At 73.2% G+C, this 14,140-nt stretch carries 15 protein-coding genes and 1 riboswitch; of the genes, 9 read left to right on the top strand and 6 right to left on the bottom strand.

The window, feature by feature from the left end; genetic code table 11:
• Positions 1-144: 144 nt before the first annotated feature.
• Together LCD33_RS23900 and LCD33_RS23895 are read right to left on the bottom strand one after the other, a co-directional pair.
• Positions 145-1,428 carry a hypothetical protein gene (locus tag LCD33_RS23900; protein ID WP_224978310.1) on the bottom strand — a complete coding sequence of 428 codons (1,284 nt, stop codon included), beginning with the start codon at positions 1,426-1,428 and terminating at the stop codon, positions 145-147.
• 51 nt (positions 1,429-1,479) lie between these two features.
• Positions 1,480-1,929, bottom strand: coding sequence for an NUDIX hydrolase (locus LCD33_RS23895; RefSeq protein WP_224978309.1), 450 nt, complete (start codon positions 1,927-1,929; stop codon positions 1,480-1,482).
• A 13-nt stretch (positions 1,930-1,942) separates the two neighbouring features.
• Positions 1,943-2,006, bottom strand: a riboswitch (Fluoride riboswitch).
• Positions 2,007-2,418: 412 nt separating this feature from the next.
• Here LCD33_RS23895 and LCD33_RS23885 point away from each other — a divergent pair.
• Entirely contained in the window at positions 2,419-2,790 is a 372-nt protein-coding gene (locus LCD33_RS23885; RefSeq protein ID WP_224959526.1) for an XRE family transcriptional regulator, read from the top strand.
• A gap of 239 nt (positions 2,791-3,029) precedes the next feature.
• On the opposite strand, the gene LCD33_RS23880 is transcribed toward LCD33_RS23885, so the two are convergent.
• Positions 3,030-4,454, bottom strand: coding sequence for an MBOAT family protein (locus LCD33_RS23880; protein WP_224959524.1), 1,425 nt, complete (start codon positions 4,452-4,454; stop codon positions 3,030-3,032).
• Positions 4,455-4,456: 2 nt separating this feature from the next.
• Here LCD33_RS23880 and LCD33_RS23875 point away from each other — a divergent pair, with 2 nt between their 5' ends.
• From LCD33_RS23875 to LCD33_RS23860, 4 genes are all read left to right on the top strand, one after another.
• Positions 4,457-5,437: a TIGR01777 family oxidoreductase gene (locus LCD33_RS23875; protein ID WP_308011322.1), complete on the top strand. Its 981-nt coding sequence runs from the start codon at positions 4,457-4,459 to the stop codon at positions 5,435-5,437.
• Between the two features lie 103 nt (positions 5,438-5,540).
• Positions 5,541-6,287 (top strand): lipoyl(octanoyl) transferase LipB, encoded by a 747-nt coding sequence (lipB, locus tag LCD33_RS23870; RefSeq protein ID WP_224955289.1) that lies wholly within the window; start codon positions 5,541-5,543, stop codon positions 6,285-6,287.
• Positions 6,288-6,346: 59 nt separating this feature from the next.
• Complete coding sequence (locus LCD33_RS23865) at positions 6,347-7,474, top strand: serine hydrolase (protein WP_224978307.1); 1,128 nt, start codon at positions 6,347-6,349, stop codon at positions 7,472-7,474.
• A 14-nt stretch (positions 7,475-7,488) separates the two neighbouring features.
• A complete protein-coding gene (locus tag LCD33_RS23860; protein ID WP_224955287.1) occupies positions 7,489-7,959 on the top strand; it encodes a helix-turn-helix transcriptional regulator in 471 nt (156 codons plus the stop codon).
• A 63-nt stretch (positions 7,960-8,022) separates the two neighbouring features.
• Here the strand turns inward: LCD33_RS23860 and LCD33_RS23855 are convergent, their stop codons facing one another.
• Positions 8,023-8,970, bottom strand: coding sequence for an LLM class F420-dependent oxidoreductase (locus LCD33_RS23855; RefSeq protein WP_224955286.1), 948 nt, complete (start codon positions 8,968-8,970; stop codon positions 8,023-8,025).
• A gap of 10 nt (positions 8,971-8,980) precedes the next feature.
• Complete coding sequence (locus LCD33_RS23850) at positions 8,981-9,607, bottom strand: TetR/AcrR family transcriptional regulator (protein ID WP_224955285.1); 627 nt, start codon at positions 9,605-9,607, stop codon at positions 8,981-8,983.
• A 111-nt stretch (positions 9,608-9,718) separates the two neighbouring features.
• Between LCD33_RS23850 and LCD33_RS23845 the strand changes: the two genes are divergently transcribed.
• Positions 9,719-10,234, top strand: a complete 516-nt coding sequence (locus LCD33_RS23845; RefSeq protein WP_224955284.1) for a hypothetical protein — start codon at positions 9,719-9,721, stop codon at positions 10,232-10,234.
• 27 nt (positions 10,235-10,261) lie between these two features.
• Here LCD33_RS23845 and LCD33_RS23840 read toward each other — a convergent pair whose 3' ends face one another.
• Positions 10,262-11,080, bottom strand: a complete 819-nt coding sequence (locus LCD33_RS23840; protein ID WP_224978306.1) for a hypothetical protein — start codon at positions 11,078-11,080, stop codon at positions 10,262-10,264.
• A gap of 83 nt (positions 11,081-11,163) precedes the next feature.
• Between LCD33_RS23840 and LCD33_RS23835 the strand changes: the two genes are divergently transcribed.
• The 3 genes from LCD33_RS23835 (at position 11,164) to LCD33_RS23825 (ending at position 14,030) form a co-directional block, all read left to right on the top strand.
• Complete coding sequence (locus LCD33_RS23835) at positions 11,164-12,099, top strand: oxidoreductase (RefSeq protein WP_224962500.1); 936 nt, start codon at positions 11,164-11,166, stop codon at positions 12,097-12,099.
• Positions 12,100-12,179: 80 nt separating this feature from the next.
• On the top strand, positions 12,180-13,181 hold the full coding sequence (gene lipA, locus LCD33_RS23830; RefSeq protein ID WP_224962502.1) for a lipoyl synthase: 1,002 nt from the start codon (positions 12,180-12,182) through the stop codon (positions 13,179-13,181).
• Between the two features lie 123 nt (positions 13,182-13,304).
• Entirely contained in the window at positions 13,305-14,030 is a 726-nt protein-coding gene (locus LCD33_RS23825; protein WP_224966985.1) for a DUF4191 domain-containing protein, read from the top strand.
• Positions 14,031-14,140: the final 110 nt, after the last annotated feature.

The raw sequence follows: 14,140 nt of genomic DNA, 5'->3' as shown, positions 1-14,140 counted from the left end.
CCCCCCCCGGGGGGTTCCCCGGGGTTTCGGGGCGTCCACTGTTTCCCCCGGGGGCCGCCCCCCCGGGGAAAAAACACCCCCCCGCCAAAACCCCGCTGAGGTTCCGCCACCCCGCCCCCTGAGCAACAGGAGCGGGAAGAACCTTCAACGCGGGTCGGCGGCGAGCACTGCTCCTACCTGGTCGGCGACCGCCGGGTCGAGCAGGTCGTAGCGGCCACCGGAGACGAACCGCTCGGACAATTCGAAGGTCACCACGTCGCCCTCCGCGAGCAGCGCCGCCGTCTCCCGCGGCCGCTTCGCGACCTCCTCCGGGTGCACGATGCCGATGTCGGCGAACGTCGCCGCCAGGTACGGGCTGGCGAACTGGGTGAACGAGTCACCCACCATCCGCGTCGGCTCGGTGATCATGCCGGCCCGCGGCATCGATTTCAGGTGCAGCGGCTCGTGGAAGTCGCTGGGTTCGAACCGGGTGTGGTCCGCGCCGCCGTCCGGCGCCAGCGAGTAGGCCTGGATGGGCACGGTGCGGCGCTGGCCGAGCAGGTCGGGGATGTCGGCGGAGTGCGGGTACTGCCTGCCGGGCTGCACCTTCCAGGTGGCGGTGCTGCCCGGGGACAGCCGCTCCGCCAGCTGGTACACCATCGTGATGCCGCCCTCGTGGGTCCAGTGCGTGTCGATGTCGTGGTAGATCGCCCGGCCGTTGCGGTCGGCGGATTCGCGCAGCGGGTCCCGCATGTCGATCGCGCCGGTCGCGGTGGGCAGCCGCCGCCAGAACTCCTCCCTGGCCCGCGAGGAGCAGTCCTTCCCCGCGTACTCCGGCGGCAGGTTCGCCGGGTACATCGTCGACTTGTCCGGCGCGATGACCAGCTGGAACTTCCGCCCGGAGGCCTCCACGACCTGGCGCCAGCGCCGCAACCCGGCGATCACCTCGTCCAGGCTGCGCTTCGGCGTGCACGGGTAGGCGACGTCGTGGCCGAGGTAGAGCCAGCCCGCCCGTCCTTCGATGACCTTCGGGAACACGTTCTCGTTCAGCAGCTGCCGGGCCTGCTGCTGGTCGCTCCCGGTGCCGGTGGGCGAGCTGTGCGTCCCCGACTCCAGCCGCGCCTGCTCGCCGAACACCCCCTGGCTGATGTCGTGCACCGACCGGACCGCGGTCCCGCGGAACGGCAGGTTCTCCGCGGCCCACGGGGACAGCCCGGTGAGGAAGCCCCAGCCGTCGGTGATGCTCGGGAACTCCGCCAGCGGCCGGTTCTCCAGCTGCTCCGCCCGTGCGCCGAACACCCAGGTGGTGGCGGGCGCGGTGAGGAACAGCAGCGCGCACACCAGGGCGGTGAGCTGGCGCCTGCCGTGCCGCGGCCGGTGCATCGGGTGCTCGCGCGGCAGCCACGACTCGTGGACCGCGGGCAGCTCGGTCGGTTCCGTCCTCGACACGCCGCTACGTTAGCCCGGCCGGGCGACGGCCGTGCCCGGTTCCCGCGGAACTCACGGCCGCACGGGCGTCCGGTGTTCGTTCCGCAGGTACTTCGGCGGGCCGGGTTCGCGGGCCGCGTGCAGTTCGGCCAGCTGCGCCGCGATCGGCGGGTGCAGGTCCAGCCGGGGCAGCTCGGCGACCGGGACCAGCTCGGGCCGCAGGCCGTCCTCCTTGAACCGCGGCCACCCGGCGGGCCGGCCCGGGGAGCGGAACACGACGTCCACCAGCCGTTCGGCGAAGGGGCGCACGGTCTCGACGATGAGCGCGCAGGTGCCCGGGTCGATCAGCATGTCGGTCTCCTCGCGCAGCTCGCGCCGCACGCAGGCGTGGAAGTCCTCCCCCGGCCGCGGGGTGCCGCCCGGCAGCACCAGGTCGTCGTGCTCGCGGCGGCGCACCAGCAGCACCCGGTCGCCGAAGAACACGGCGGCGGAGCAGCGCAGCAGGACGTGGATGTGCGACATGGCGGGCCTCCTGAGTTCCGGAGAGGCCATCAGCGGCGTGTTCCGCACTTCCGGCGAGCCTCATCGCCGCCGCCGAGTCTCCGCCCACCCCACCCCCACGACAACGGCCCAACGACCCATATCCGCTGGAACTCGGCCGGTAGCACCCGCTGTGATCCGTGCCATCGCCGGAACATAAGCTCAAGGTTATGATTCGGGAGTCGGCGCGGTGGAGCATCCCACTGCACGACGAGGTCGCCGGGTGGTACCTATCGCTGGACAGCGCGACCCGCGCAGCGGTGGACATCACACTGGAGAAGCTCGCCGAGCACGGTCCGACGCTGGGCCGGCCACTCGCAGATCACATCAAGGGATCGAGCATCAGCAAGCTCAAGGAGCTCCGACCACGAGTGCGCAAACCGGCCCAGGAGCGATCCCGCTCGGCGAGCAGCGCGTGGCCGAGCACGAGGCCGCGATGCGGAAGGCGGACGACCAGGAGGGGGCAGGACGATGAGCCGCTCGTGGGACGAACTCCGCGATGAACTCGACGCCCGCGATCGTGCGGCCGGTGACGACCCGGAAGCACTCCGCGAGCAAGCGCGGCAGGACACGAACGCCTACGTCCTCGGGTTCCGGCTGGCGGAGCTCCGGAAGCGGATCGGGCTCACCCAAGGAGCGGTCGCGGAACGGATGGGCGTCACCCAGGCACGGGTCTCGCAGATCGAGAACGGGGAGCTGGACCAGATGGCGGTGTCCAGCATCCGCAGCTACATCACCGCGCTCGGCGGGCGGTTGAAGCTCGTCGTGGACCCGGCCGGCCCGCCACCGGGTGCCGCCGAAGCACCCCGATCGGAGCTGGACGCCCCCGTCGTGCTGTGCTGATCAACGAACCCGCCCGCCTTCGAACGAGCACGCCGGCCCAGGTCTCGTCCTGCCAGCGGCGAAGCGGCTGAGCGGAGACCGCGCACGCAGCCGGATCACCCGCGAGTGCTCAGCGCCCTCCTCGCGAGGACAGCGTTTCCTCCTGTGGCGGAGCCACCGGTGCAAAAGATCCCGCGGCGAGAACCCTGCTGCGGTTCCGCCACCCCACCCCGACGCGAGAAGAGCCGGGGAAGAGCCGGTCAGAACTGGTAATACAGGAACGGGCTGAACGAGCCGGTCGCGACCAGCAGGCCCGAGTACAGCAGCCCGGCCGTCATCACCGCCGCCCGCAGCGCGTTCGCCTGCCGGGACCGCACCGACTCCAGGAACGCCCCGGTCCCGGTGGAGGCGGGCAGCAGCACCACGACCAGCGCGACCAGCAGGAAGAACACCCGCTGGTGGGTGACGGAGGCGGCGACGAGGTCGGTGAGCCCGGACAGGTCCGGCAGCAGCATGTGCCCGGTCATCGTGAACGCCGTCCCCAGGTCGGGCGCCCGGAAGAACACCCAGCCCAGCACGACCAGCAGCAGCGTCAGCGCCCGCCTGCCCAGCCGCGCCCAGCGGTCCGCGGGCGCCGAGTCGTGCCCGGTGGCGCGTTCCACGACCAGCAGCGCCCCGTGGAACAGGCCCCACACCAGGTAGGTCCACGCCGCGCCGTGCCAGAACCCGGTGAGCACGAAGATGATCGCCAGGTTCAGGTAGGTGCGCCCGGTGCCGCGCCGGTTGCCGCCGAGCGGGATGTAGACGTAGTCGCGGAACCAGCGGGACAGCGACATGTGCCAGCGCCGCCAGAACTCGGTGACGGTCACCGAGGAGTAGGGCCGGGCGAAGTTCTCCGGCAGCCGGAACCCGAGCATCCGACCCAGCCCGATCGCCATGTCGGAATAGCCGGAGAAGTCGAAGTACAGCTGCACGGTGTAGCCGATGGCGCCGAGCCAGGCGACGGCGAAGCTCATGTCCTCGGCCGGGGTCGCGAAGCAGGCGTCGACCATCGGGGCGAGCGTGTCGGCGACGACGACCTTCTTCGTCAGCCCCCACGCGAACCGCGGGAAGCCGGCTGCGACGTCGTCGAGCCGGTGGGTGCGCTGCTGCGGGAGCTGGTCGGCGATCTCCCGGTAGCGCACGATCGGCCCGGCCACCAGCTGCGGGAACATCGCGATGTAGGTGACGAAGCCGACCGGGTTGCGCAGCGCGGGCCGTTCGCCGCGGTACACGTCGACCACGTAGGAGATGTGGTGGAACGTGTAGAAGGAGATGCCGATCGGCAGCGCCAGCTGCAGCACCGGGAAGTCGCCACCGAACCACCGGGTCAGCGTCGCCAGCTGCTCGGTGGCGAAGCCCGCGTACTTCCACACCACCAGCACCAGCAGGTCGAACGAGACGGCGCCGATGAGCAGGGCCCGGCGGTGCGGGTGCTCCGCTTCGGGTTCGAGGGACTTGCCCGCGAGGAAGTTGACGACGATGCACGCCAGCAGCAGCAGGGTGGTGCCGCCCGCGCCGCTGGCGTAGAACACCAGGCTCGCGACGGCCACGATCGCGTTGCGCGCGGACCGGGGCGCGATGAGCACCGCCGCCAGCACGACCGGCAGGAAGTACCAGAGGAACAGCGGAGTGGAGAAGTACATCGGTGAGGGGCCTCGCGGTGCTGGGAGGCCCGGGCCTCCCGATCGACTCGGCTTCGGAGCCTAGCCGAGCGCGTGGCCGCACTTGCCAGGAACGGCTCAGCTCACCGGCGAAATCCCGCCGGGTCGCCGGAGGTGGGGGGGGGGGGGGGGGGGGGGGGGGGGGGGGGGGGGGGGGGGGGCGGGGCGGCGCCCCCCCCCCCCCGGCCGCCCCCGACGAGCACGGCTGGGACCCGGCGAAGGGCGAGCTGGACGAGGCGGCCCTCGCCGGGGCGGACGCGGTGGTGAACCTGTGCGGCGCCGGGATCGCCGACCGCCGCTGGAGCACCGAGCGCAAGGAGCTGCTGGTGTCCTCGCGGGTGCGCCCGACCGTGCTGCTGGCCGAGGCGGTGGCCCGCCACGGCGTGCCCGCGCTGGTCAACGGCTCGGCGGTGGGCTACTACGGCGACACCGGCGACCGGCTGGTGACGGAGTCGACGCCGCCGGGAACCGGTTTCCTCGCCGACCTGTGCCGCCAGTGGGAGGCGGCGACGAGCCCGGCGGTGGACGCGGGCGCCCGGGTCGCGCTCTCGCGCACGGGCCTGGTGGTGGCGCACTCGGGTGGCCTGGTGGGCCGGTTGAAGCCGTTGTTCTCGATGCTGCTGGGCGCGAAGCTCGGCGGCGGGCGGCAGTACATGCCGTGGATCTCGCTGGACGACGCGGTGGGTGCGCTGCGGTTCCTGGTGGAGAACTCGGCCGTGTCGGGCCCGGTGAACCTGACCGGCCCGGCGCCGGTGACCAACGCCGAGTTCACCCGCGAGCTGGGGGCGGCGCTGGGCAGGCCCGCGCCGTGGACGGTGCCGGAGTTCGTGCTCCGCGCGGCGTTGGGCGAGGCCGCCGACGAGGCGATGCTGGCCGGGCAGCGGGCGATGCCGGAACGCCTCGACGAGCACGGCTACCCGTTCGCCCACCCCACCTTGGACGCCGCGCTGAACGCGGTGCTCTGAACTCGCCGCGGGTCCGCGGGTCCGCGGGTCCGCCCGGGTGGCCGGCGCCACGTGCGCGGGGCGGTCGGTGCTCTGGGCGGGAGCCCGGGCGTAGCCTGGCCCGGTGAGTCGCGCGGAGATGTCATGTCGCGCCTCGACCGATGCGGTCGACGTGCGTGAACTGGGAAGAATCGACTACCTGGACGCCTGGGACCTCCAGCGGGAGCTGGCCACGAGCCGCGCCGAGGAGACCGGCCCGGACTCCCTCCTGCTGCTGGAGCACCCGTCGGTGTACACCGCCGGGAAGCGCACCCAGCCGGAGGACCGGCCGCAGGACGGCACGCCGGTGATCGACGTGGACCGCGGCGGCAAGATCACCTGGCACGGCCCGGGGCAGATCGTGGGCTACCCGATCTTGGGGCTGGCCGACCCGATCGACGTGGTCGACTACGTGCGGCGCCTGGAGCAGGCCCTGATCCGCACCTGCGCCCGCTTCGGCCTGGACACCGGCCGGGTCGAGGGCCGCAGCGGCGTGTGGCTGGCCGCCGACGACGCACGCCCGGAGCGCAAGATCGCCGCGATCGGCATCCGGGTGCAGCGGGGCGTGACCATGCACGGGCTGGAGCTGAACTGCGATCCGGACATGGGCCAGTTCGACCGGATCGTGCCGTGCGGCATCCGGGACGCGGGCGTCACCTCGCTGTCGGCGGAGCTCGGCCGGGATGTCCCGGTCGAGGAGGCGCTGCCGTGGGTGCGCCAGGACGTGCTGGACGCGGTGGACGGCGTGCTGCCGGTGGTGGAGTCGAACATCGCGCGGGTCTCGCCGACCGCCGAGGGCGTGACGCTGGCGCTGGATCCGACCCTGCGCTGACGAACCCCACTCTACTCCTCTAGTATTCCGGAATTACGGACTACTAGAGGAGTAGAAGCATGCCGCTGTCCCGCCGCACCCTGCTGACCGGGCTCACCGCCACCGCCGCCGCGCTCCCGCTGCTCTCGTGCAGCCCCGCCACGGCGCTCGGCGACCGCACCGAAGCCGACCTGAGCACCGCAGACGGCTGGCTCACCTGGATCGCCCAGCACCGCGACCGGCTGGCCCTCGTGCTCACCGACACCACCGGACCGCTCCTCGCGCACCGCGCGGGCAGCCCGCAGCCGCTGGCCTCCGCGGTGAAGGCCGCGCACCTCGCCGCCTACGCCACCGCCGTCGCCGACGGCCGCCTCGACCCCGCCGAACAGGTCCGCGTCGGCGACTGGGAGCGCTACTACGTGCCCACCGACGGCGGCGCACACGTGGCGGCCCTGCAGGAACTGGGCATCCCCACCGACGACACCGGCGCCTGGGCCGCCGACCCGGACCGCCACGTCACGCTGGAGCAACTGGCCACCGCGATGATCGGGCACAGCGACAGCGCCGTGCCCGACCTGCTGCGCGACCGGCTCGGCACCGAGGCCGTGCGCGCCGCCGCGCTCGCCGGGGGCTGGCCCGACGCCGACGTGCGCTCGCTGTGCGCCGAGTACCTGTTCCTGCTGCTGCCGGCCGAAGCCCCCGCGCCCGGCACCCCGCTCCCCCGACGCCGCGAGATCGGCTTCGCGCTGGAGCGCCGCCACCGCGACGAGCAGGCCCTCCGCGACCAGGTGCGGACCCGGGGGGGGGCGCAGCCGCTGCCGGACTGGAACACCCAGCTGGCCTGGGCCACCGGCACCGCCGCGAGCGACCCGGCGCAGCTGGCCGCGCTGCACCGCTCCCTCGCCGAGGGCACCTACCCGTCCCCGCGCGCCGCCGAGATCGCCCGCGGGATCCTGGAACGGCGGGCCGCCGGGAACCTGCCCGACGGCGTCCTCGGCCTCGGCTACAAGGGCGGCAGCCTGCCGGGCGTGCTCACCGCCGGGATCTCGTTGCGCCTCGCCGACGGGCGGATCGCGGCCGGATCGCTGCTGGCGCACGGCGGGATCTCCGCCGAGCAGCTGGCGACCGGTGACCCGGGCCAGCCGCTGATCAAGGCCGTGCTCGACCCCGCGTGGCGGGACCGGTTGCGCGCCGCGCTGCGCGGGTAGGGCAAGCTCGCACGGTGAGCTCCGACGACGTGCAAGGGCGGCTGGACGACCTGGAGCGCCGGGTCGCGGCGCTGGAAGGACGGCCCACCGCCGCTCCGCGGGAACCCAGCGGCGACCAGATCGAATACTCGGGACGCCTGAGCGAACCGTTCGAGCTGGAGTGGCACATCCGCGCGGATCCCGCCCAGGTGCTGGACCTGCCGGACGCGCCGCGCACCGACGTGCTCGCCGCGCTGGGGCATCCGCTGCGGGCGGCCCTGGTGCGCAGGCTCGCCGAATCGGGCCCGGCCACCGGCGCGGAGCTGCAGCAGGCGGCGGGGCTCGGTTCGCCCGGCCAGCTCTACCACCACCTGAAGGGGCTCACCGGCTGCGGACTGGTGGAGCAGGACAAGCGCGGTTCCTACCGGCTGCGCCCGCAGGCCACCGTGCCCGCGCTCGTCCTGCTCACCGCCGCCTCCGACATCGCGGGCCAGCTCCGCGGCTGAGCACCGCCGCCTCGCCGGTGGCGCGCGGCGGGCCACCGACGAGGCAGGAACCGGCGCTGGGACTCAGCCCAGCTGCGGTGCGACCTTCGCCGCGACCAGGTCGACGTGGTCGAGGTCGGAGAGGTCCAGCACCTGCAGGTACAGCCGGGTGATGCCGGTCCGCTCCCGCCAGGCGCCGATCTTGTCCACGGCCTCGGCGGGCGTGCCGGCGAGCCCGTTGGCCCGCAGCTCGTCGACGTCCCGCCCGATGGCGGCCGCGCGGCGCGCGATCTCGGCGTCGTCCTTGCCGACGCACAGCACCAGCGCCGCCGACCGCACGATCTCCCCGGCGTCCCGGCCGATCGCCGCGCACGCCGCCGCGACCCGCTCGTACTGCGCCACCGCGGTGTCGAGGTCGGTGAAGGGCAGGTTGAACTCGTCGGCGAAACGGGCGGCGAGCTCCGGGGTGCGCTTCTTGCCCGCGCCACCGATGAGCACCGGCGGCCGCGGCCGCTGAACGGGCTTCGGCAGCCCGGGCGAGTCGGCGAGCTGGTAGTACCGGCCGTCGAAGCTGAAGGTCTCCCCGGCCGGCGTGTCCCACAGCCCGGTGATGATCTCCAGCTGCTCGGCGTAGCGGTCGAACCGCTCCTTGAGCGACGGGAACGGGATGCCGTACGCGGTGTGCTCCTCCTCGTACCAGCCGCTGCCGAGACCGAACTCCACGCGCCCGCCGGACATCTGGTCGACCTGCGCGACCGCGATCGCCAACGGCCCCGGGTAGCGGAACGTGCCCGCCGTCATCAGCGTGCCCAGCCGCACCCGCGAGGTCTCCCGCGCCAGGCCGCCCAGCGTCACCCAGGCGTCGGTCGGTCCGGGCTCACCGGACACCGAGCCCATCTTCAGGTAGTGGTCGGAGCGGAAGAACGCGTCGTAGCCGGCCGCCTCGGTGGCCTTGGCCACCCGCAGCAGGTCGTCGTAGGTGGCCCCTTGCTGGGGTTCGGTGAAGATGCGGAGTTTGAATGGCTCGGTCACGGACCCGAGGCTAGTGCCCGCAGGAGGCCCCGGCGCACGCCGCCACGCGCAGCCCCTGCATCACGGCGTCCACGACCTGGCCGACCTCGGCGCTGGTCTGCTTCGGCCGGGCGGAGCCGGCGATGGTGCTGGCCCCGGCCGACAGCGCGCCGTAGACGACGTGGGCGAGCGCTTCGATCGGCAGCGGGGTGAACTCGCCCGCGTCGACCAGCGCCTGCACCGCTTCCCGGATCACGCCGAACGTGTAGCGCTCCTCGGCCTCCCGCCAGCGCTCCCAGCCCATCACCGCGGGCGCCTCGTGCACGACGATCCGCTGGTAGGACGGTTCCAGGCAGACCTGGAGGAATTCGCCGAGCCCGGCCCGCACGGTCTCCCAGATGTCGCCGCCGGCGAACAGCACCGCCGACAGCCGTCGCACCACCTGGCTCTCGACGTCTTCGAAAGCGGCCTCGAACAGCGCCTGCTTTCCGTTGAAGTGGTGGTAGAGGGCGCCCTTGGTGACGCGGGCGCGCTTGGCGATCTCGTCGAGCGAGGTGCCCGCGTAGCCCTTCTTCGTGAACAGGACCACCGCCGACTTCACCAGCGCCTGCCGGGTGCTCTCGGTGTTCTCCACGCGCCGGGAACGGGCTGTAGCCATACTCACAATCATATGACATACCCGCGGTACGGCCGCGCTGGTAGCTTCGAACACACATACTCCCGGTATGCCGCACACCCGGGGTACGCCACCGTCCAGTCTGGAGGAACCATGACCTGGAACGACTTCCACCAGCGGCAACGCGCCATCCGCGCCGTGCTCGACCACGCCGCGCGGCACCCCGCGGCACGCCTCGACCTCGACGCGGTGCCCGCGGCCGCCGCCGTGTTCGCCGACCGGGACGAACTGCTGCGCGCGCTGCACCACAAGTGGAACCGCGTGCTCACCGGACGCATCGACGTGGGCGTCGAGGACGCCGACGCCGACCCGCGCGGCGACCGGGTGGAGGCGGTCGGCGAAGCCTGGCGGCGCACCGCCACCGACGACCCCGTGCTGCGCCGCGTCCTCGACGGGCACGCGGACGAACCCGCGCTCGCCGGGCTGCGCAGGCAGGAGCTCCGGATGCTCGCCGTGTCGGCCGGGCTGGCCGAACCGGACGAGCCGGCCGACGAGCTGGACCGCGTCGGGCAGGCGTTCCTGCGGTTGCTGCGCACCGCCCCCGAGGCCCGCACCGCGCGCCGCCGCGGACCGCTCGCCCAGCTGCGCAAGCTCATCCCCAGCTTCTGACCCCGCCGCTCCGGAGCCCGGGGGCGCTCAGCGCGCGGCCACCACCTCGGGCTCCGCGGCGCGCGGACGCGGGACCACCACCCGCACCTGCTCGGTGAGTTCCCGGCGCGCCCGCGCCGAGGCGCCCAGACCGGCGACCCCGCGGTGCGCGCTCACCTCGCCCGCCCGGACCAGCTCGATCGGCCAGTCCAGCAACCGCACCGACCGGAGCAGCAGGACGAACGGCAGCAGCACCAGCGCCGCGACCAGCTCCAGCCCGGCCACCACCGACCAGCACACCGCGACCAGCAGGAACGGCACCGCCAGCAGCAGCCCGACCGGCTCGTCCAGCGACCAGTCCGGGAACCACTCCAGCGCGTCGCGCACCGAGGTCCGGCGCCGCCACGGCAACCAGCGCCGCCTGCCGTGACCGCTGACGTCGCGCACCGCCGACGCCCACCGGCACGCGGAGATCTCCACCTCGTGGCAGTCGTGCTCCGGCGCCAGCACCTCCAGCGGATCCACCAGCGGCTCGGCCGCCACCGCCGCCCGCACCCGCTTCGCCGCGGACCGGTCCCGGACCCGCACCAGCCCGCCCAGGCACCCCCGCACCCGCAGCTCCACCCACCACGGCGACCACCCCGCGCCGCGGGCGAGCAGCGCGCACGGCACCAGCAGCGCACCCGCCAGCAGCTCGACCGCCCACAGCACCAGCAGCGGCACTCCCACCAGGGACCAACCCAGCCGCGCCAGCAGCGACACCGGGCCGTCCACCATCCGCGGCCACGACTCCAGCACCGCGTGCGCCCGCACCCGGCGCCGCCAGGGGAACCAGCGGATCGCGGCGGACCAGCAGCTCATCGACATGAGCGGGAATTCTCGCAGCCGGTGATCGGATCGTGTCGCGTTCGGTCTTTTCCGCACCCGGCCCCGCGGGTAAGGGTGGGGGCATGGCGCAGTGGACGACCTCCGACGTTCCCGACCAGCACGGCCGCACGGTGCTCATCACCGGCGCGAACTCCGGGCTGGGACTGCACTGCTCGCAGGTGCTGGCGACGCGCGGCGCGCGGGTGCTGATGGCCTGCCGCGACCCCGAACGCGGCCGGGAGGCGCAGCAGCGGGTCGCCGCCGACGCCGAGGTCGAACCGGAACTCGTCGAACTCGACCTCGCCGACCTGTCCTCGGTGCGCAAGGCCGCCGACCAGGTGCGGGAACGCACCGGCGACGGGCTCGACGTGCTGCTGAACAACGCGGGCATCATGGGCCCGCCGCTGGGCGCCACCCAGGACGGCTTCGAGCTGCAGATCGGCACCAACCACCTCGGGCACGCGGCGCTGACCTGGCTGCTGATGCCCGCGCTGCGCGACCGGCCCGACCCGCGGGTGGTCACGCTCTCCAGCATCGCGCACCGCGGCGGCTCGCTGGACCTCGACGACCTGAACTTCCACCGCCGCCGCTACTCGCCCAGCCGCGCCTACGCGCAGTCGAAGCTGGCGAACCTGCTGTTCGGCTTCGAGCTCGACCGCCGCGCCCGGCGGGCGGGGCTGCCGCTGCGCAGCGTCCTCGCCCACCCCGGGATGAGCAGCACCGAACTGGCGCTGAACTCGCTGCGCGCTCGCAGCCTGTCCGACCGCGTCACCGGCATCGCCCGGAAGGTCAACGGTCTCATCACGCAGTCCACCGAGCAGGGCGCGCTGCCGCAGCTCTACGCGGCCACCGCGCCCGGCGCGACCAGCGGCAGCTACTACGGGCCGAACGGGTTCGCCGAGATCCGCGGCTACCCGGCCCGCGCCAAGACCAGCACCGCCGCCCGGGACGCCGACACCGCGCGACGGCTGTGGAAACTCACCGAAGAGCTCACCGGAGTCACCGCCGACCCCGCCTGAACCCGGGTGTGGTGTACGGATCACCACGTCGCGCCCGTCGCGGTTTCGGGATGAACCGGCCGAGGGCGTAGCCTGAACGCGTGACTGCGGCGCCAGAGGGGCGGAAGTTGTTGCGTCTTGAAGTGCGCAACAGCCAGACGCCCATCGAGAAGAAGCCATCGTGGATCAAGACCCGCGCTCGGATGGGCCCCGAGTACCAGGAGCTCAAGGGTCTGGTCCGCCGGGAGGGTCTGCACACCGTCTGCGAGGAGGCGGGCTGCCCCAACATCTTCGAATGCTGGGAGGACCGGGAGGCCACCTTCCTCATCGGCGGTGATCAGTGCACCCGCCGCTGCGACTTCTGCCAGATCGACACCGGCAAGCCCGCGGAGCTCGACACCACCGAGCCGCGCAAGGTCGCCGAGTCGGTGCAGGCCATGGGGCTGCGCTACTCCACGGTGACCGGCGTCGCCCGGGACGACCTGCCCGACGGCGGGGCCTGGCTGTACGCGGAGACCGTGCGCCAGATCCACGACCTGAACCCGGGCACCGGCGTCGAGCTGCTCATCCCGGACTTCAACGCCGAGCCCGACCAGCTCGCCGAGGTCTTCGGCTCCCGGCCGGAGGTCCTCGCGCACAACCTGGAGACGGTGCCCAGCGTGTTCAAGCGGATGCGCCCCGCGTTCCGCTACGACCGCTCGCTGAAGGTGCTCAGCGAAGCCCGTGCGGCCGGTCTCGTCACCAAGTCCAACCTCATCCTCGGCATGGGCGAGAGCCCCGAGGAGGTGCGCCCCGCGCTGCAGGACCTGCACGACGCGGGTTGCGACATCATCACGATCACCCAGTACCTGCGGCCCAGCCCGCGCCACCACCCGGTGGACCGCTGGGTGAAGCCGGAGGAGTTCGTCGAGCACACGAAGGCCGCCGAGGAGATCGGCTTCCCCGGGGTGATGGCGGGTCCGCTGGTCCGATCCAGCTACCGCGCGGGCCGGCTCTACGCCAAGGCCACCCAGCACCGGGGCATGCCGCTGCCGGACAACCTCGCGCACCTCGCGAAGGCGCAGCCCGCGGCGCAGGAGGCCAGCAGCCTGCTCGCCCGCTGACGACCCCGCTGAACAGGTGTTTCACCGCCCGTCGCGCAACACGCGCGGCGGGCGGTGCGCGTTTCCGCGGGGCAGGACCACCGTGGTGGGGGCGCCGTGGAACCCCGCCGTATCCTGAACGGCATGGCCAACCAGGACAAGGCAGCCAAGAAGGCGGCGAAGAAGGAACGGCGCGCGGCCTTCCGCGGGCGCGTCGGGCAGATCTGGCAGGCGTTCCAGATGCAGCGCCGCGAGGACAAGCTGCTGCTGCCGCTGATGATCGGCATCTTCCTGGTCGTGGCCGTCGCGGTCTTCTTCATCGGCAGGATCTGGAACCTGCACTGGGCGTTCCTGCCGGTCGGCATCGCGCTGGGCCTGCTCGGCGCCGTGATCCTGTTCGGCCGCCGGGTGCAGGCGACCGTCTACCGCAAGGCCGACGGCCAGCCGGGTGCGGCGGGTTGGGCGCTGGAGAACCTGCGCGGCAACTGGCGGCTCACCCAGGCGGTGGCCGGGACCGCGCAGCTCGACGCGGTGCACCGGCTGATCGGGCGCCCCGGCATCGTGCTGGTCGGCGAGGGCTCGCCGCACCGGGTGAAGTCGCTGATGGCGCAGGAGAAGAAGCGGGTGGCCCGGGTCGTCGGCGAAACCCCGATCTACGAGGTCCTCGTCGGCGGCGAGGAGGGCCAGGTGCTGCTGAGCAAGCTGCAGACGCACCTGATGAAGCTGCCCCGCAACATCAACGCCGGCCAGGTCGACTCGCTGGAGAACCGGCTGTCCGCGCTGGCCAGCCGCGGCAACGCGATGCCGAAGGGCCCGATGCCGCAGGGCGCCAAGATGCGCAACGTCCAGCGGGCCATGCGCCGCCGCTGAGCCCGTACCGACTTCGCGGGGGGGGGGGGGGGGGGGGGGGGGGGGGGGGCGGGGGGGGGGGGGGGGGGGGGGGGGGGGGGGGCCGGGGGGGGGGGCGCCCGCGGGCGGCG

It is taken from the genome of Saccharopolyspora sp. 7B (assembly GCF_020177435.1).
Taxonomy (GTDB): domain Bacteria; phylum Actinomycetota; class Actinomycetes; order Mycobacteriales; family Pseudonocardiaceae; genus Saccharopolyspora_C; species Saccharopolyspora_C gregorii.
The sequence above is the reverse complement of the archived record's forward strand: the minus strand, read 5'-3'. Positions and strand labels throughout refer to the sequence as shown.